Raw genomic sequence first — 19598 nt, 5'->3', positions numbered from 1 at the left:
TATTTTACTCTACCTACGGTTTATTCTACAGAGATACGTAATGCAGCAGCTGTAGCCAATGGCGCCAACACCAAAGCAAGTAAAGAACAGGCTGCCAGCAATGAAAGATGCGCCTGTGCACTCATACCATGCTGACTGGCTGCGACTGCACCTGCGCCAAAAATCAATACTGGAATGTATAAAGGTAACACTAATAATGCCACCAATAACCCACTACCACGAACACCTAATGTAAGCGCAGCGCCAATTGCGCCAATTAAACTCAATGCTGGCGTACCCAACAATAAAGAAATAATGAGCACGAATAAGGAATCGTTTGGCAGCGTATACTGCAAACCAATCAATGGCGCTAACACCACCACTGGCAAGCCGCAAACTAGCCAATGCGCTAACACCTTAGCCGTTACTAATAAAGTTAATGGCTGCGGCGCGAGTAACATTTGCTCTAAACTACCATCAGTAAAATCTGCAGCAAATAAACGCGTGAGCGATAGCATGCCAGCTAATAATGCCGCCACCCATAAAACACCCGGTGCGATGCTACTTAACACCGCAGGCTCCGGACCAATGCCTAGCGGAAACAAGCTGGATACAATCAAGAAGAAAAATAGCGTTGTCGCAACATCAGAACGTCTACGGAAAGCCAATAAAAGATCGCGCTTCAGCACGGTCATCCATGCACCGTTCATCAACTTAACCTCAAAGTTTGAGTCGACTGTGCGTGAATCGTGACATCTTGATGAGTGGTAAGAATCGCCATTCCGCCATTAGATAAATGCTCGCCTAACTTTGCAGCAAGTACAGTGACTGACGCAATATCTAACGCAGCAAAGGGTTCATCTAATATCCATAATTTACCTTCAGCCAACCAAAGCTTAGCAAGCGTCACGCGTCTTTTCTGCCCCTGCGATAGCACGCGTGCTGGCAAATTTGCACAACGCTCGATTCCAATAGCAGCTAATGCTGCCAATGCCTTATCTTCTGACACTTCATTACCTGCGGCACGTGCGCTCATTGTTAAATTCTCTAGCGCGGTAAGATCATCTTTAAGACCATTCAAATGTCCAATATAAGTGAGATTGGACAAATAGTTTTCAGCCTCTTCTTTGATGGTTTTTTTATCCCAGAAAACTGTTCCGCTTTCTGGCAACATCAATCCGCACAGCATACGCAGTAAACTACTTTTGCCGCTACCGTTCTCGCCCAGCACATAGAGTAAGCCGCCTGTATCAAGCTCAAACTCTACATTTTTAAACAGCAAGCGATCACCGCGCAAGCATGCCAACCCTTGCGCTAATAGCATTAAATATCCAAACGGTAGCCGATAAAGCTGAAATCGCGGAATGTACGAGTGTGTCCAGGATTAAAGCTGTCTGAACTATTTTCATTTGTCACTTCCAAACCCACCTCTGCTTCTATAGTCGCTTTTTCACGCAGGCGGTAGCTTGCTCTGAGGGTAGGACCAACAACATATTGTACTGAAGCTGGATCCGACTCAATTCTGAGCAATTTCACCGAGCTATCCAAACGCCATTTATCACGAGGCACCATGACGTTAGTTAATACAACCGACTGAACACGGCTTGTTGGACCATCAACATAACTTAGACCAATAATCGAAGTATCATCTTTAAATAGCGTATCTAAACCCACTGCCTGCACATGGTAAGTATAAGTATTACCACCAGCAAAGCTATTAGTAAGATTTTGTATATCGAGGTCGCTTAAAAAAGTACCATTGTCTGCCGCCGCTTTTTTTGCAAGATCTATTGCGCCTTTGCTTGCATTGGCACTACCAGTTACCCTACTCATTTGAACATCTCCACCCAATTGCCAGCGAGGCGTCACTTGACGTGTTGCGCCTACTAAAAACAAGCTGGTATCCAATGTTTGGTTGATTGCATAATCTCTTAATCCTGACACAGTTAAAGTATTGGGGGCGCTTATAGTACTACCAATTCGCAATGCTTGACGTAGTGATGTAGGCGTTGTTGGGTAAAACGTCTGATTTTGAAATGCAGGATCAAATAACGCATTAATCAACTGCAATACTGGCGACTTACGGTTTTCCATTAAGATATTATAACTGGTACCTTCTGCTGGTTGCCAGTTACCTTGCACCATAGCTGTATTTAAGCGATTAAAATAAGTATCATAATCTACCACTGAGTATAACGATTTTCCCATATCAAAATAACGCAATTCACCACCTACACCACGCCTGTCAATTAAGTCATCAACACGCTGCTCAATGAAAAATGCATTACCACTCCACTTTTCATTTATTGGACCAATATCCAGATTAATTCCATAAAAGTGGCGTCTATAGTCAATATTATATTCGTCTAATGTGCCTGCAACAAAGTTCAATTTGTATTGCGGCGATAATCCATAGCGAAATAGTCCGCCATCAAATCGACCTAAAACACCACCAGAATTACCATTCTGCCGACCTAAACGTGTCATAAAGTCTGACTCTTTATTCTGCACTTCTACATAAGCAGCTTGTAATCTATTGCGATCGGCCTTATTGGGCAGAAAGTCCATTGTTTGCGTATCACGGATTACAATTCGGCTATCCCACTCGTTTTGGCGGAATCGCGCAGTAAGGTCCATCGCGCTTACCAGTTGAGACTGATCATGCGTTCCCGTATTTTTGCCAGAACCTGGGTAATTATGGCTGTGTGCATCATAGTAATACTGATTCCAGCTACCATACACTGTGTTTTCATGAATATCTCGAATTGGCTTTTTGGTTTTAGCTGCATCAGCACTACTAAATTTACCAGACCCTTCCAATGCTGTTAAACGCTGTCGAACGCGTGCAGCTCCCTCTCCTTGAGGATAAAGCTTAAGATAGGTTTCATACTCCGCTTTTGCCTTAGTCATTTCACCCATTTTTTCACGCGAATTCGCAATTAGCTCTTGGGCGTCTTGTGAATGAGTGTTGCTTGGTAAAGCAAGTACAGCATTGAGTAGCTGCACTGCTTTAGGGTAATCACCGAATCCTCTTGCGACGCGCGCCTCAGCCATCAATTTTGCTGCGTAATCGTTGTCACTCATATCAGCAGGCTTTGCTGGAATTTCACCTTGAGGACCATGATCAATCACAGGCTCTACTGGCGGCTCCACAACTGGCTCTGCAACGACTCCGGCCTTGTCATTAGGCACATGAATCACGATACCACGACCACTATTATCTGGCGTGACCGCGAACTTGACGGGGCTTTTAAATCGCACGCCTATGCTATTAGTCTCTTGCTCAGGATAGTTAACGGTAAAACGAGGCACAAGATTTGTTTTGGGTGAGTTCCGAAACTCACGCTGATTTGATAGCGTTTCTTTTGTGAGCTGAGGAAATTCTAAGAAGATTTGAATGCGTGAAGTTTCAGTATTTAATGGCGCATGCCTCAAATATCGCACTTGCGTTAAGAACTCAATATGAATTTCTGTCTCGTTTTGCGCCTGTACGATTTCAACTTTATCCAGAATTTTATCTGCATATGCCAAAGAAGGCGCAAGTGAACAAATAAACGCTAAAACTAGGTAAATCTTTTTAGATAGATTCATATTTAACCCACATTCCTAGGCTATTAATTGCACATACGCAGATAGTATTAATTTTTTTCATAGAAGTCAATCACTTACAGCTTTAAGATAAAGTTTTTTATACGGCAACGTCAGCAAACGTAAGGTGAGCACAAAGCCCACCTTATGAACCCTCTATTTGCTGAATGTATTTGTGTTGTGACAACCTGAAGAGTTACAGTCTTTAGGTGAGTTATGTGATTTTGACTCAACGCCAACATATTTAGCGCCGTGACAAGATCTACATGTTGCGGTCAATAACGAATGATTAGGTTTTTTAGGATTACTAAAGCTAGTGGTGCCAGTGTGGCAAGTATCACAAGAAATACCAATTATAGGTACGTGGTTAGATATCACGCCCATAGCAGTGGCGCCATTATGGCAAGTTGAGCAACTACCTGGGGCGATGCCTGTATGGTTAAAGGCTGCACCAGTAAATGTAGTAGTCGACTTATGGCAAGTCTCGCAACCAGCAGTGGTCTGCACGTGGTTAGCAGGTTTACCTAACGCAGTCGTGCCGTTGTGGCAAGTCGCACAGCCACTCACGATACCAGTATGGTTGAATGTGGCACCCAAGAATGATGTGGTCGACTTATGGCAAGTCTCGCAACCCGCTGTGGTCTGCACATGGTTAGCAGGTTTGCCTAACGCAGTCGTACCATTATGGCAAGTTGCACAACCAGTGGTGATGCCAGTATGGTTCATGGTGGTGCCAGCAAAGCTGGTCGTCGATTTATGACAGGTTTCGCAGGCTGCTGTAGTGGCGATGTGCGTACTTGGCTTACCTAGTGCGGTTGTACCGTTATGGCAGGTTGCACAACCCGTTGTAATGCCAGTGTGATTGAATGTAGCACCCAAGAATGACGTGGTCGACTTATGGCAAGTCTCGCAACCCGCTGTGGTCTGCACATGATTAGCAGGTTTGCCTAACGCAGTCGTACCATTATGGCAAGTCGCACAGCCCGTAGTAATACCAGTGTGGTTCATCACTGTACCTGCAAATGAGGTCGTCGATTTATGACAGGTCTCGCAGGCTGCTGTAGTGGCGATGTGCGTACTTGGCTTACCTAGTGCGGTTGTACCGTTATGGCAGGTTGCACAACCCGTTGTAATGCCAGTGTGATTGAATGTAGCACCCAAGAATGACGTGGTCGACTTATGGCAAGTCTCGCAACCCGCTGTGGTCTGCACATGATTAGCAGGTTTGCCTAACGCAGTCGTACCATTATGGCAAGTCGCACAGCCCGTAGTAATACCAGTGTGGTTCATCACTGTACCTGCAAATGAGGTCGTCGATTTATGACAGGTCTCGCAGGCTGCTGTAGTGGCGATGTGCGTACTTGGCTTACCTAGTGCGGTTGTACCGTTGTGGCAGGTTGCACAACCACTCACAATACCAGTATGGTTAAAGGCTGCCCCTAAAAATGATGTCGTTGATTTATGACAGGTTTCACAAGCCGCGGTAGTGGCAATGTGCGTGCTGGGTTTAGACACAGGTTTAACACCGGCATAGCTGGTGCCGTTATGGCAGGTCGCGCAGCCTGTGGTAATACCAGTGTGGTTCATCGTGGTGCCAGCAAAGCTGGTCGTCGATTTGTGGCAGGTTTCACATGAGGCGGTGGTCGGAATATGGTTAGTCGGTTTAGCTAAGCCGGCGCCGCCTGTGGTATGGCAGGTCGCACAGCCGGTGGTGATGCCGGTATGGTTCATGGTGGCGCCACCTTTGAAGCTGGTGGTGCTCTTATGACAGGTTTCACAGGCCGCTGTGGTGGCAATGTGCGTGCTGGGTTTAGACACAGGTTTAACACCGGCATAGCTGGTGCCGTTATGGCAGGTCGCGCAGCCTGTGGTAATACCAGTGTGGTTCATCGTGGTGCCAGCAAAGCTGGTCGTCGATTTGTGGCAGGTTTCACATGAGGCGGTGGTCGGAATATGGTTAGTCGGTTTAGCTAAGCCGGCGCCGCCTGTGGTATGGCAGGTCGCACAGCCGGTGGTGATGCCGGTGTGATCCATTTTTCCACCTTTAAAACTGGTGGTTGAACTGTGGCAAGTTTCGCAAGATGCCGATGTTTTGATGTGATTACTGGATTTGCCAAGCGCCTTATTGCCATCATGGCAGCTTGCGCAACCACTAGTGATACCTGTGTGATTCATTTTCGCAGGGGTCCAGCCCGTTGTTTTGTGACAAGCATCACATGACTGGCTGGTGCTAATGTGCCCAGCTTTCATACCTGTAGCTGTTTTGCCATGACAAGTCGCACAAGTTCCCGCGACGACACCAGTATGATCATGACCTAATGCTGGTAACCAAGCATTAGTGCTCTTGTGACAAGTATCGCAAGTAGCGGTTGTTGACGGATGTTGAGCCGGTTTGCCACGCTCATTCGTATTATTATGACAGGTAGAACATGTGCCGTCAGTTGCACTATCGTGCACAAAACTCACCGTTGGCCAATTTGTAGATTTATGGCAAGTTTCACAACTTTTATTTGTAGGTATGTGCTGACTAGGCTTAGCTGATGCTGAAGCGCGGCCACTTTGTACATGACAACTCTCACATTGCTTAGGCGTTCCCTTGAAAATGCCGTTTGTATGACAGCTTTCGCAGTTAACTCTTAAGTGAGCACCACTTAAAAGGAAACCCGTTTTACTGTGATTAAAATTCGCCGCTGAGCGACCTCTTTGACTTGCAGCTGAAGCGTCGCCTGTTGAGAATGATAAAATAATTAATAATGTTGCCAATAACAAAGCAGTCCAGTTCAGCATAGCGAATACACGGCTGGATTGGATGGAATCTGTTTTATTTACTGATGTCTTTGGTAACATTTAATTCTCCCCGAGGAGTTGTTGGCGGGCATCACACACACCAGGTATAGCCTTAAAAAAATCTTTGAACTTTAAATTCAACTGACCGACTAAACAGTCTAAAAATATAACTTTTGTGTGAAATTTTCACACGAAGGCCAATAATACGTGTGACAAATTCACACGTCAACCGTTTTGTGTAAAAAAATCCCACATATTTTTTCAATTATTTGTATAATTTAACTCATGATAAAGAACGCTGAAATCTCTTCGGATAATCCTATAAAGGAAAAAGTACTCACTGCTTTACAGCGGGTGATGAAACCGCTCGTCCGTCTAGCGCTGACGCAAGGCATTAACTATCAAATGCTGCTAGAAACATTAAAAGTAGTATTCGTACAGGTGGCTGAAGAAGAGTTCAAATTATCACAACGTGAACAAACTGATAGTCGAATCAGCCTGCTAACGGGCTTGCATCGTAAGGATGTGCATCGATTACGCGACCAACCTGAAAACACACAAACTACATCACTTGTGACTTTAGGCTCTCAATTAGTGGGTTTGTGGATTAGTGACGCCGATTTTGTTGATGCAGAAGGCAAGCCTAAGCCTTTAGCGCGTTTAGCAAGTGTAGGTGGTAACGTTTCTTTTGATCGCCTTGTTGCCCGAGTTAGCAAAGACATTCGCGCTAGACCTGTGCTTGATGAGTGGCTAAGAATTGGTGTTGCTTATTTAGATGAGAATGATTGCGTATGTTTGAATAACGAAGCATTTGTGCCAAGCGAAGGTTTTGAAGAAAAATTATTCTTCTTCCAACAAAATATACATGACCATGCCGCTGCAACGGCGCATAATTTAATGAACTTAACTCCTCCTATGTTAGAACGTTGTGTCTATTACGACAGTCTGACATTAGAAGCTATTAATGAATTAAAGGTACTTGCGGAACATCATGGGATGACTGCGTTAAAGGCCGTCAACGCGCGTGCTATTGAATTGCAGACTGAATCCCAAAACAATGCCAATGCAAACCAACGCTTTACTTATGCATTGTATTTTTACCATGTAGCAGAAGGTTTGGGGGCCAAATTGCCACATGCGTTCTACCGCAGAAAAAAAGTTCGAATTGACTGAATGAGTATGTTAAAACTCATGCCGAGTGCCAATTCAAACTTAAATTAACTATAGGATTAGTTAATATGAAAACTTACATTCACAATTACATTGCCATCATATTGACGATATTGTCGCTATCGGCAAACGCCAACCCTTGTGATGAAGGCGGTATTGGCGGTACAGGTATGCCATTAAGTCTTGGTACTGGCGGCATTGGTGGAACAGGCATTAATTCTGACAAATCTACAGGTATTGGTGGAACAGGCATTACCAGCGCGCAAGAAGGCATAGGTGGGACTGGTGTAACTAATAAAGGTATTGGTGGTACTGGCATAGAAGCTAATAGCGGTATCGGCGGTACTGGTATTGTTGGCATTATCACAGGGTTTGGCAGTATCTGTGTGAACGGTTTAGAAGTACACTATTACAACGACACCCCTATAGATTTAGATGGTAAAAAAATCAGCAGCGATGCACTTTCGGTTGGTCAAGTAGTCGCTGTGAAGGCGCAAGGAAAAGAGCAGTCTCTGATTGCTCATGAAATACATGCTTTCTATCAAGTGACTGGACCGATCACTGCGATAGACCTTGTAGCGAATAAGGTAAAAGTCATGGGACAGTCTATTAATGCAAATGACGCTCAAATCAACAATATGCAAGTCGGTCAATGGGTGAGTGTGAGCGGCTTACGCAATGAAGATGGCAGTATTGAAGCTAGTCGCATCGACCAATCTACTGAGCGTAAAATTGCCAAAATAGTTGGTAATTTAAGTATGCAGGGCAATAAAGCCTATGTGGGTGGCACTAAAATAGATGGTATATCTAACATGAATTACAACTCAAATGCTGACTCTCGTTTAACTGGCGTTTGGGATGGTAGCACCTTTAATGTTAAGGATATGAAGCCTGGGCCAGTGAGTGATTTGCTGCAAAAAGTTGAAGTGTTCCACTTGCAAGGTATCGCTGGAAGCAATGTGTCTAATGGGAAAGTCAAGCTTTCCGGGCAAAATGTAACCGTGCCAGCGAATATTAAAATTTTAGGTAATAACTCAACCAGCATAGTAGGCAAACCTATTGTCGCGCACGGCCAAATGAAAGACGGCAAGGCAAGAGCGCAGTCAATTGAATTGCGTCCGATGAAAATAGAGGTCAAAAATCGCCTAGAACGTCCGACAAAAACACCTCAACCTAATTCACCCAGTGAGTCAGGCGAAAACACTGGTACCAAGTCGGGTGAAGCTAACTTATCCAATAAGTCTGAAAATAAGTATAAGAAAGCTGACAAAGCTGAATTATCAGATCGAGTTTATAAGCAGGATAAAGTTGAAAAAGTAGAAAAGGTTGAGCGAGTGGAAACGCCTGATAGAGTCGAAAAAGTTGAAAGAGTAGAGAGGGTGGAAACGCCTGATAGAACCGAAAGAATTGAAAGAGTGGAGAGGCGAGATGACTAAATTTTCTTCAAAATATAGCATTGATGTAGCTAACTTAACTTGAAGCACTATTCATTTAAAAATTTAATCGTAGACGTACACAACAAAAATAAATCATGAACTACAAAATTAAACTCAAAATAACTAACCTACTCATTTCTACAATTAGCCTTTTGCCTTTAGCAAGTTATGCAGAAGGCAAATTAAGTTTAACCAGCGGGGTAGATTACAGCACTGGAAAATACGGACAATCTGAATCGACAGACATTACTTACATCCCTTTTATTGCCAAGTATGATACTGGCAACACCACACTAAAACTCACTGTTCCTTGGGTAAAAATAACGGGGCCAGGCGATGTAGTCGGTGGGAATACACCTATTGTAATAGGTACGTCCAATCGCCCTACCACGACTGAATCTGGCCTTGGAGATATTGTGTTTTCTGCTACTCAAACCATTGCACAGTTCGGTGAACACAATCCACTACTAATAGACTTAACTGGTAAAGTTAAATTTGCCACAGCCTCTAGCTCAAAAGGTTTAGGCACTGGCGAAAACGATTACACCGCAGAACTTGATGCCTACAAATCAATCTACACTGCAGTCACTTTATTCGGAGATATTGGCTACAAAAAATTAGGTGATCCATCTGGCATCAATTTAAATAATGTTTGGTATGGATCAGCAGGGTTCGCTTATAAGCTCAGCCCCGCCACCAGTGCAGGCATGATGGCAGATATTAGACAAGCCACAATGAACACCTCTCAGCCTTTAAGAGAGCTAACAGTGTTTTTAACGCATAAATTCAACGCTAATTACAAATTGCAAAGTTACCTTACTGGCGGCAATACTGATGCGAGTACTGACTTGGGCGGCGGCTTAATGTTAGGCTGGACGTTTTAACTGCGTAAGCAGCCATTGATTTAATAAGCATTAAGTGAAGTACAACCAGTAAAATAGACACACCTACCTAGAAACGCCTACCCCCATTTTCACCTCCGACCAAGTATTAGAAACGTGGCAACGTTCGCACTGACGCCCGAAGCTTCCATCATGAACATCATCAGAAGAGTGGCAGTCACCGCAAGTGACTGAAGTCACTAGCTTAGCGCCTTTTGATGGTACTCTATGGCATTCATAACAGCCTATACCTTTGTGCCCTCCATCAAGCTTGAATTTGGTTTTTTTATCATGATCAAAATCCCAAGCTTTCCAGTCACGTGCGTTATGACAAGTTTCGCACGCAGGACCTAACTTAAGCTTATGCACATCATCTTTGGTGTGACAGCTGACACATTCTGATTTCGCATCTTTGAACTCTGCTGTTAGATGGCATTTCTTACATTCCACTTTGAAATGCTTACCCAATAACGGAAATTTCGATTTTGCATGGTCAAATTTAGCATCTTTCCAAGATTTTGCGTTATGACAATCTTCGCACTTATCCCCCTCTTGGCCCTTATGCTTATCATCCGACTTATGGCAGCTAACACAGGTGCTTTTCACTTTATCTTTGTAGAGATTAGCTTTATGGCAAGAATCGCACTTGGTCGCTCTATGCTTATCAAGTAATTTATATTTGGTATCACGGTCATGATCAAAAATAAGCGTTTTCCATGTTTTTTCTATGTGACAAGTTTCACATTTTTGATCGTAACGACCTTTATGACCTTTATTATCATCATCTTTCTTGTGGCAAGAGTAGCAGTCAGTTTTTAGATTTTGTCCATAAAGCTTGCCTTTATGGCACTCAACACATTTAGTATCTTTATGCTTATCTTTAAGTGGGTATTTAGTATCACGCGTATGGTCAAATTTACTAGGTAACTTCCAATCTTTAGCGGTGTGGCAGCTTTCGCATTTGGTGCCAAAATCACCCTTATGACCTTTTGTATCATCCTCTTTTTTATGACAATCATTACACAATAGCGGCAGTTTTTCCTGCATACCATTTTTATGACAGGTTTGGCACTTAGCGGCTTTATGCTTATCAAGAAGCGGGAATTTAGTATCATCGTGATCGAAGCCTGGCGTACTTGTCCAGCTCTTTTCCACATGACATTTTTCACAGCGGTTACCTAATGTACCTTCATGTTTATCATCGCCTTTGTGGCAAGCTACGCAACTAGTTGGTAGTTTTAGGCTAGGTGCACTGGGCTTATGGCAACTTTCACACTTTGCAGTGGCATGCTTACCACGCAAAACAAAATGCGCATCTTTACCATGGTCAAAGGTGGTTTCTTTCCAATCTTTAGCGGTATGGCAGTTTGCACATTTTTGGCCTAAAGTACCTTTGTGTTTGTCATCTTTTTTATGGCAGGAAAAACAATCTTTAGGCGCTTCTTTATATTTTTTAGACTTATGACACTCATCACATTTAACGTCCGCATGCTTACCTTCTAGCGCAAAATCTGATTTGTTATGGTCAAATCTTTCTCGGGTTTCTTTCCAGTTCTTCTCGTTGTGACAACTCTGACAATCCACACCCAGCGTACCGTCGTGTTTATCATCTTTTTTATGGCAAGCATTACAAGCGCTTGGCGCATCACGGTATTTGACTTTAGGTTTGTGACATTCTTTACATTCTGTTTTAGTTGCATCAGCGTGCGCGCCCTTTAGCTCAAAATCAGTTTGTGAATGTTTGAAGGTTTTTTCATTGATAGGCGCGATTTGAGCCGCACGGCCTTTATGCTCGGTGTGACACTCTACACAATTACGCGATTCTTTTAGCCTGCCGTGTAAGCCCTTCTTTTGCGAAACATCTTTATTAATGTCCTTGTGACAATCTTTACAAAGCTGATTCTGCCCTTCTTTATCAAACTTTTTATGACACTGCTTACAATCATCTTCCCACTTAACATGACCCTGAATCACCTTGCCTGGCATCATCACAGACTCAAGCGTATCTGCCCCTGCATTCAGCGAAAGGAAGAAAGTCAGCACAAAAAGACTAATGAAACGCAGCATTAATATCGGCCCTGTTAGTACATGTGTACCCAAATAACATGAAATATCGCGCTAGCTACCATCATGTACATCAACGGTATATGCAAAACATGCCATGCAGAGAATATCTGTTCGAACTTTTTAAATTGTGCAACAGTTTGAACCTGAATCAAATACTGGCTAACTAATGAAGATGCCTCTTTCGCAACATCATTCATCTGCTTTGGCGCCATTATTTTGTATATATAGCGTTTACATTGCCAAGCAACATACATGCGACGCACATCAAAAGTTAAAAAGAACCAAAGTCCTTCAAAGAATCCGCGTTTTTTCTCTAAAGCCAAATACTCAAAATAAGTAATTTTCTTTTCTACTTTTGGAAAAAAGTGCAATTTAGACTTTACCCCGTCCGAACTACCCGCCAGCTCTTCTCGCGCCTCTTTCAAACTAGACCGGCTACCATATAACCCTTTATGAATTCGAGTATAGGCAAACTTGCCAATTAGTCCGCTACTTGCCACCACTACCATGCAGTAAAAAGCGATAGTTGCATTCATAGATCCTAAACGGAAAGTAGTATGAAATAACACTAGCACTGGCCCTAACACGCCAAGAATCATATGGATCCTGAACCAATATTTAAGCTTTCCCAATCCTTGCATGAACTTAATGTGTTTCCGAAAAGAATACATGAGTAGCGTCAGCATCATCAACCCGCCTATCAGACCCAAGTTATAGCCTAGGCCTACACCAGGTTTATAGTAGTGTCCGTGCGCAACTTTCCAGCCAAGCCAGGTGAGAGCTGCCAATGACGTCACCATGACAAGTTGATTTAATCCATGTCCAATCTTACTTAACAATACAATTCCTTACCTAAAAGATGTCATGCAAAGCGCATTAAAAATCCTTTGCAGTCATTATAATACCTCTCAAAAAGTTTGACGTGTGAAATTTTCACACATAATATAGCTAAAATTATTGTTTAGTCAGATAATGGAACAATCTAAGTAATATTCTTTCTAACAAAATAGGCAAGCTACCCAAAGGTTAATCTTCAAAGTAGCAATAAACTACATGTCAAACATAAGCTTAATTTTATACCTTGCGCCATTTCTTTTGGTATTGGCGCTTTATATGGCTCACCAGAGAACACTTAACCGACGTGGTCGTGAACGTTTATCTGAAGCCAGAGAGTCTGGCTTAACCGAGCCAGCATCAATTCATCCCGTCATCGATTTAACCAAATGTTGCGGATCCGGCGCCTGTGTAAAAGCATGCCCTGAAAAGGCACTCAGCTTAATCAACGGCAAAGCCGTACTTACTGACCCCACACACTGCATCGGCCATGGCGCATGCTTGGAAGCATGTCCAGTAGAGGCGATTAAATTAGTATTTGGTACTGAGAAACGCGGGATGGATATTCCTTTTGTATCGCCTACCTTTGAGACCAATGTTTCGAACATTTTCATTGCTGGAGAATTAGGTGGCATGGGCTTAATTCGTAAAGCAGCCGTACAAGGCAAACAAGCCATTGATTCCATACTCACCAAAAAGAATGAAGGTAATGATTACGATGTAATTATTGTTGGTGCGGGCCCAGCGGGTCTATCTGCCACGCTTGCTGCAAAAGAACAAAAACTTAAATATCTAACAATCGAACAAGAGGTGAGTTTGGGTGGTGCCATTTTCAAATATCCACGAAACAAAGTGGCAATGACACAACCCGTCACGTTGCCAATTATTGGAAAAGTGGAGATGTATGACATCAGTAAGGAAGAATTACTGGGCTTTTGGTTACGCGCATTAAAAGAACAAGAACTTAATGTTAGCTTCAACGAGCGTATGGAAACTGTTGATAAAACCGAGAAAGGTTACGAAGTTAAGACATCAAAAAATACATACCAAACAGCAAATGTCCTACTCGCAATCGGTCGACAAGGCACGCCACGCAGGTTAGAAGTCCCTGGCGAAGATCAAGCCAAAGTGGTTTACCGACTAATAGACCCTGAACAATATCGCGGACAGCATGTATTAGTGGTGGGCGGTGGGGACAGTGCAATCGAAGCTGCAATCGCATTATCAGAGCAACCCGATACGAATGTCACGTTATCTTATCGTAGCGAAGCGTTTGGTAGAGTCAAAGCTAAAAATAGAGATCGACTTGCCCAAGCAGAAGCCTCGCATCAAATTAACGTAGAGTTAAAATCAAACGTCAAAGAAATACGCTTAGATTCTGTAGTGATGGAATTGGCCGATAAAGAAATTGTCGAAATCCCCAATATTGCTGTCATCATTTGTGCTGGGGGCGTTCTGCCTACGCCATTCCTGAAAGAAATTGGTGTCATGGTGGAAACTCACTACGGCAAAACCGTTCGTGCCTAAATAGTCAGACAAAATTCACAATTAAAAAGGACTGTAAAAGTTGATGAAGTTAAGTATTTTGATGTTCAGTGTTTTATTAAGCATCAGTAGCAATGCCTTTGCCAACACTCCGGGCGAAGTGACTATTGGCAGCTATCTGCCAATAGTCACACTTAATGGTTTTTCAGGCAACACAAAGAAACTCTCATCATATCGCGGCAAACCACTCATCATCAATGTTTGGGCTAGCTGGTGTGGTCCATGTAGAGAAGAAATCAGCTCACTAGAGCGCCTATCACGCCGTTTCGGCGGCAAGCAGATTAACGTCATTGGCATTTCAACTGATGATGATGCTAGCGCTGCGGCGGCATTTATTAAAGATTCAAAACTGACATTCACAAACTACCTTGATAGTCACGTACAACTAGAAAACTTGCTGGGCGCGAACACTATCCCACTCACAATATTGGTTGATGAACGCGGACGCGTAGTCGAAAAAGTGCGCGGTTTTCAAGAATGGGATAATCCAGAAACCATTAAGCTGATCAACCAAAAACTACATCTAAAGTTGAAGTAAGCGCTCAAACTTCTTTTTCAAAAAAAGCCTGAACATCCGCCAACACGCGGGTTCGTTTGAAAGGTGGCAAGCTTTGCCAGATCCGCTTTCCATAAGACTTTGTGATTAGACGCGGATCACAAATCATTAATACGCCACGGTCATTTTCATCGCGAATCAAACGTCCTGCGCCTTGCTTCAAGGTGATAACAGAATAAGGCAGTTGATATTCCATAAAGGCATTTTTACCTTCTGCATTCAATTTATCAACGCGCGCAGACAATACAGGGTCATCTGGCGGTGCAAACGGCAATTTATCAATAATCACCACGCTTAATGCTTCGCCGCGTACATCTACGCCCTCCCAAAAACTTTGCGAACCTACCAGCACGGCGTTACCCAGCTTGCGAAAGCGATCTAATAACTCAGTTCGAGAGCTTTCACCTTGCAGTAATAACGGGCTTTCTATGCCATTTTCAATGAACTCTTCTTTCAATAAAGCATGAATCTCCCGCATAGCACGCAAACTGGTAGACAACACAAAAGCGCGACCGCCACTGGCTTGCAACACAGGCAGCGCCGCGGCGACTACACTTGCGGTATAAGACGGACTATTGGGGTCAGGCATCTCAGCTGGCACATAGAACAAAGCTTGCTCTTGATAGTTAAATGGGCTTTCCCAGTAGCCTGTTTTGGCATCCTGCAAACCCATACGCTCTAAATAGTGACTAAAGTCGCTTTTTACGGCCAATGTTGCTGAAGTAAAAATCCAAGCGCGAGGTTGCGCATTCAGTTGTTTGCCAAAGCCTTCCGCCACACTCAAAGGCGTAGCGTGTAGCTGCACGGAGTGAGTAAATACTTCAACCCAGCGCACCAAGTTGTTATTTTCCGCAGTCTTCCATCGGCGAAATAAATCGCATAAAGCCTCACTCCGTTGCCAACATTTTTCTAGCAATGGGTCGCGTGCCGCTTGGGTTTCAAGCACAGTAGCCAAGGCTCGCAACTGACTTTGCATATGGTCAAAAGCTTCTTCAAAACCTTTTAGTGCCAAAGCTTTTTGTACTGGTAAACGCGAACCTTCATAAGCGAAAACCAACCTGAAATCTTTAGCGGCTTTTTCAAGCGCTGGAATCGCGTTGCCAAGCGCGACGCAGTCTTTAGCCAGTGTTAAATGTGCAGTAGTGCAATCTCGTGCGAGCTCAAGCAATTGGCTGGTAGAAACGTCCTCACCAAAAAACAGCCCTGCGACCTCTGGCAGTTGATGCGCCTCATCAAAAATCACAGTATTTGCACTTGGCAGCAATTCAGCCACACCTTCGTCACGTAACATCACATCGGCAAAAAACAGATGATGGTTGACCACCACCACATCTGCCTCTAGCGCTTTCTTGCGCGCTTCCATCACAAAGCATTCTTTGTAATAGGCGCAATCGCCGCCCAAACAATTGTCGCGTGTAGAAGTGACGCTCGCCCAAATCATGGCATTTTCTGGCACAGAGTTCAGTTCGCTCTTATCACCAGTTTTGGTGTTTTCAGCAAAAGTTTTAATCACATGCACGTATTTAGCATCTTCTCGCGAGGCAAAGCGCCCTTCTAGCTCAGCACGCTCAAGATGATAATGGCACACATAATTTGCGCGCCCCTTGAGCATCGCCACGGTGACAGGCACTTTAAGTGCATCACGCACATTAGGTAAATCACGGCTATACAGTTGATCTTGTAGATTCTTTGTACCCGTAGAAATAATGACTTTGCCGCCTGTGAGCAGCGCTGGTACTAAATAGGCAAAGGTCTTACCCGTACCGGTACCCGCTTCAGCAACCAGCTGGGTGTTATTTTCAATAGCATCACCAATCGCCAGCGCCATTTCTAGCTGCTGGGTACGCTCGCTATAGCCGTCGATATGCTTGGCTAATGTGCCGTCTTTTTCAAAAACTTGGCGGATGGATTGTTCACTCATAAGGGCTGTGATTATCCCACGACTTAGCCTGTTTTATGGGATGTTTTATGCTTAAACTTGACGCCTAACGGTGAATTTTATTTTAAAGAAAATGCTTTTAAATCAGGCCTCATTTGCTTTTTTTGTTTAAATTCTTATAATTAGCGCACATGCAAAAATTTATCAGTCATTTTATATTGTGTTTAATGTTGGTTTTAGCCACCTCTTCGTGTGCCACAGCTGACACGATTGCAGGCAATGAAGCTATGCCGACTGACGAGCAAGCCGCATTATCAGCACGCTCAGAAGGCGAAGTTACAGAGAAATGGTCCACTCGCGCAAGTGAAGTACTGATGAACGCACTCAGCCTAAGTGGTATTCGCTATCAATATGGTGGCAACTCACCAGATACAGGGTTTGATTGCAGTGGTTTTGTGCGCTATGTGTTTAAACAAGCCACCAGCTTAAGTTTACCTCGCTCAGCGCTGGCAATGAGCCAACTAGGTAAATCAGTACGCAAAAATGATCTGCAACCAGGCGACTTGGTATTTTTCAATACACTTAAATCCGCTTTTTCTCATGTAGGCATCTATGTGGGGAACAACCGCTTTATTCATTCGCCCCGAAGTGGTGGTGTCGTGCGAGTTGAAAACTTAGAGGCAGATTACTGGGCTAAACGTTACGATGGCGCTCAGCGTATTGATTCAGACAAAGACGCTGCGACCATTAAAGCAGCTAATTAACATAGACTTGATTAGCTACATATCTACTGGTTTAGGCCTATCACTGTGACCCAAATCCCGTTCCGGGTCTATGCAATCTCTCACCAATTGTTTAACTTCTTTAGCCTCAGGAAAACGCCCTGCTTCTTTGCGCGAGAAAAGCAGTTTTTGGTTCAAACTAATTTCAAAAATACCATTACTACCCGGCCTTAAAGTCACACCAGCCAAATCCTGCTCAAATGTTGTCAGCAACTCTTGCGCCAACCAAGCGGCACGCAAAAGCCAACGACATTGTGTGCAATAAGTAATTTCAATGTTGTGCGTAGTCAATTTAGCTGTCCTTACTGTTATACTTTAATTTGAGTTTGATTATTGAAGTTAAGTTTAATTATTGTTGTCGTTGCTAGATAAACTTGGAACTATTAAAGCCCAGTTTGTCATACAACTCGTTGCGTCATTAATTTGTGGGAATCTTAAATGCAAGCTAAAAATAAACATAAGGGTTTTACTAAAGTTGCTTTAGTCGGCTCAGGCTTAATCCTTGGTCTAATGCTAAGTCTAACATATTCGGCAGTTGCCGAAAAAATGACTAAACAACAATTTCCAATAGATGACTTACGTGCATTTGCAGAAGTATTTGGCAAAATCAAAAGTGATTATGTAGAGCCTGTTGAAGATAAAAAATTAATCTCAGAAGCTATCAGCGGCATGCTGACAGGCTTGGATCCTCACTCAACCTATATGGACCCTGACGCGTTCAAAGATATGCAAGCAGCAACGCAAGGTGAGTTTGGTGGCTTGGGTATTGAAGTGGGCATGGAAGATGGCCTAGTTAAAGTGGTTTCACCTATTGAAGATTCACCTGCTTTTGCTGCTGGCATTAAAAGTGGTGACTTAATCATGAAGTTAGATGACACGCCAGTAAAAGGCTTGAGTTTAAATGACGCGGTAAAACGCATGCGCGGCAAGCCAGATACGCCAATCGTGTTAACAGTTTTACGTAAAAATGAGCCTAAACCACTAACATTTACCCTAGTTCGCGCCATTATTAAAAATAAGAGTGTTAAATACAAAATGACCGAGCCTGGCTATGCCTACGCTCGCGTTACGCAGTTCCAAGAACACACTGGTGAAGATTTAGCCAAAGCGATTAAGACCATGCACGATGAAAACAAAGGCCCGTTTAAAGGCTTTGTTTTAGACTTGCGTAACGATCCAGGCGGTTTACTGAATGGCGCTGTTGGCGTATCTGCAGCATTCCTACCAAAAGATACTTTAGTGGTGTACACAGAAGGTCGTGCGGCTGATTCTAAAATGAAGTTAACTGTGAATGCTGAAAACTACGTAAGTAGCAGCACGACTAGTGATTACATGAGGAAAAATAATCTGAATCCAAACAACCCATTAAGTTATGCACGTGCAATCGCTGATAACGATTACATTAACGACTTGCCTGCTGACCTTAAGACCGTGCCTATGGTTGTATTGATTAATGCAGGCTCTGCTTCAGCTTCTGAAATCGTAGCGGGTGCCTTGCAAGATCATAAACGTGCAACATTAATTGGCATCAGAAGCTTCGGTAAAGGCTCTGTTCAGACGATTATGCCAATGAACAATGGCGCTGCTATCAAGCTAACAACTGCGCGTTACTTCACGCCAAAAGGTCGCTCGATTCAAGCCAAAGGCATCGACCCAGACTACATTGTTGATGATGGTACAGATCAATCATACAACATTCATGAAGCTGACTTAACGGGTCATTTGTCGAACCCTAAAGATCCGCAAGCTGGTGTAGCAAAAAAACCTGATGCACCAACACCTGCAAAAGATGCAGCTAAAGATAAATTGAATGAGAAAAAATATGCCGAGCCTGTTGGACCGATTGAACCGGCAAGCAAAGAAGATTTACAATTTGCTCAGGCCATGAATTTTCTTAAAGGCAAACCGGTTGTAGTGGCTGAGCCAGCTAAAGTTGAAGCGGCTAAAGTAGATGTACCTGCTGCTAAATAAAGCTCTTTAGCATTAAACCAATCCGCCTTTGTAACGAAGGCGGATTTTTTATGTCCAATAGCTTTTTAATTAACATTCTAAAGTTATTTTCTAACGCTTGCTTGCTCCAAGCATCCATCGCAA

General features: G+C 43.5%; 15 protein-coding genes. 7 read left to right on the top strand and 8 right to left on the bottom strand.

Translation table 11 applies throughout. From position 1 onward, the window contains the following. Positions 1–20: 20 nt before the first annotated feature. The 4 genes from ccmB to M301_RS02275 all read right to left on the bottom strand — a co-directional run bounded on the left by ccmB (position 21) and on the right by M301_RS02275 (position 6414). Positions 21–689, bottom strand: a complete 669-nt coding sequence (gene ccmB / locus M301_RS02290; protein WP_013147142.1) for a heme exporter protein CcmB — start codon at positions 687–689, stop codon at positions 21–23. After that, positions 689–1303, bottom strand: coding sequence for a cytochrome c biogenesis heme-transporting ATPase CcmA (gene ccmA / locus M301_RS02285; RefSeq protein ID WP_013147141.1), 615 nt, complete (start codon positions 1301–1303; stop codon positions 689–691). Before ccmA ends, ccmB begins: the two co-directional genes overlap by 1 nt. Then, positions 1303–3570, bottom strand: a complete 2268-nt coding sequence (locus M301_RS02280; RefSeq protein WP_013147140.1) for a tetratricopeptide repeat protein — start codon at positions 3568–3570, stop codon at positions 1303–1305. Before M301_RS02280 ends, ccmA begins: the two co-directional genes overlap by 1 nt. A gap of 153 nt (positions 3571–3723) precedes the next feature. Continuing rightward, positions 3724–6414 (bottom strand): hypothetical protein, encoded by a 2691-nt coding sequence (locus M301_RS02275; RefSeq protein WP_013147139.1) that lies wholly within the window; start codon positions 6412–6414, stop codon positions 3724–3726. A gap of 225 nt (positions 6415–6639) precedes the next feature. Between M301_RS02275 and M301_RS02270 the strand changes: the two genes are divergently transcribed. From M301_RS02270 to M301_RS02260, 3 genes are all read left to right on the top strand, one after another. Next, complete coding sequence (locus M301_RS02270; RefSeq protein WP_013147138.1) at positions 6640–7527, top strand: DUF6502 family protein; 888 nt, start codon at positions 6640–6642, stop codon at positions 7525–7527. 65 nt (positions 7528–7592) lie between these two features. Continuing rightward, a complete protein-coding gene (locus M301_RS02265; protein ID WP_013147137.1) occupies positions 7593–8960 on the top strand; it encodes a DUF5666 domain-containing protein in 1368 nt (455 codons plus the stop codon). Between the two features lie 95 nt (positions 8961–9055). After that, positions 9056–9844, top strand: coding sequence for a hypothetical protein (locus M301_RS02260; RefSeq protein ID WP_013147136.1), 789 nt, complete (start codon positions 9056–9058; stop codon positions 9842–9844). Between the two features lie 63 nt (positions 9845–9907). On the opposite strand, the gene M301_RS02255 is transcribed toward M301_RS02260, so the two are convergent. Then, positions 9908–11908 carry a cytochrome c3 family protein gene (locus tag M301_RS02255; protein WP_013147135.1) on the bottom strand — a complete coding sequence of 667 codons (2001 nt, stop codon included), beginning with the start codon at positions 11906–11908 and terminating at the stop codon, positions 9908–9910. A 14-nt stretch (positions 11909–11922) separates the two neighbouring features. Continuing rightward, a complete protein-coding gene (locus M301_RS02250) occupies positions 11923–12696 on the bottom strand; it encodes a hypothetical protein (protein WP_148218567.1) in 774 nt (257 codons plus the stop codon). Between the two features lie 325 nt (positions 12697–13021). On the opposite strand from M301_RS02250, the gene M301_RS02245 reads away from it, so the two are divergent. Together M301_RS02245 and M301_RS02240 are read left to right on the top strand one after the other, a co-directional pair. Beyond that, entirely contained in the window at positions 13022–14269 is a 1248-nt protein-coding gene (locus tag M301_RS02245; protein ID WP_238524653.1) for an NAD(P)-binding domain-containing protein, read from the top strand. A gap of 43 nt (positions 14270–14312) precedes the next feature. Then, the gene (locus M301_RS02240) at positions 14313–14825 is read left to right on the top strand and encodes a TlpA family protein disulfide reductase (protein ID WP_013147132.1); all 513 of its coding nucleotides are present in this window, start codon (positions 14313–14315) and stop codon (positions 14823–14825) included. A 4-nt stretch (positions 14826–14829) separates the two neighbouring features. Here the strand turns inward: M301_RS02240 and M301_RS02235 are convergent, their stop codons facing one another. Further along, the gene (locus M301_RS02235; protein WP_013147131.1) at positions 14830–16764 is read right to left on the bottom strand and encodes a DNA repair helicase YoaA; all 1935 of its coding nucleotides are present in this window, start codon (positions 16762–16764) and stop codon (positions 14830–14832) included. Between the two features lie 149 nt (positions 16765–16913). On the opposite strand from M301_RS02235, the gene M301_RS02230 reads away from it, so the two are divergent. Beyond that, the gene (locus M301_RS02230) at positions 16914–17486 is read left to right on the top strand and encodes a C40 family peptidase (RefSeq protein ID WP_013147130.1); all 573 of its coding nucleotides are present in this window, start codon (positions 16914–16916) and stop codon (positions 17484–17486) included. 15 nt (positions 17487–17501) lie between these two features. On the opposite strand, the gene M301_RS02225 is transcribed toward M301_RS02230, so the two are convergent. Then, positions 17502–17795 carry an Rdx family protein gene (locus M301_RS02225; RefSeq protein ID WP_013147129.1) on the bottom strand — a complete coding sequence of 98 codons (294 nt, stop codon included), beginning with the start codon at positions 17793–17795 and terminating at the stop codon, positions 17502–17504. Positions 17796–17942: 147 nt separating this feature from the next. Here M301_RS02225 and M301_RS02220 point away from each other — a divergent pair, with 147 nt between their 5' ends. After that, positions 17943–19475: a S41 family peptidase gene (locus M301_RS02220; protein ID WP_013147128.1), complete on the top strand. Its 1533-nt coding sequence runs from the start codon at positions 17943–17945 to the stop codon at positions 19473–19475. Positions 19476–19598 lie beyond the last annotated feature (123 nt).

The sequence above is a fragment of the Methylotenera versatilis 301 genome, from assembly GCF_000093025.1.
Taxonomy (GTDB): Bacteria; Pseudomonadota; Gammaproteobacteria; order Burkholderiales; family Methylophilaceae; genus Methylotenera; species Methylotenera versatilis.
Note: the sequence above shows the minus strand (reverse complement) of the source record. Positions and strands in the feature narration are given on the sequence as shown.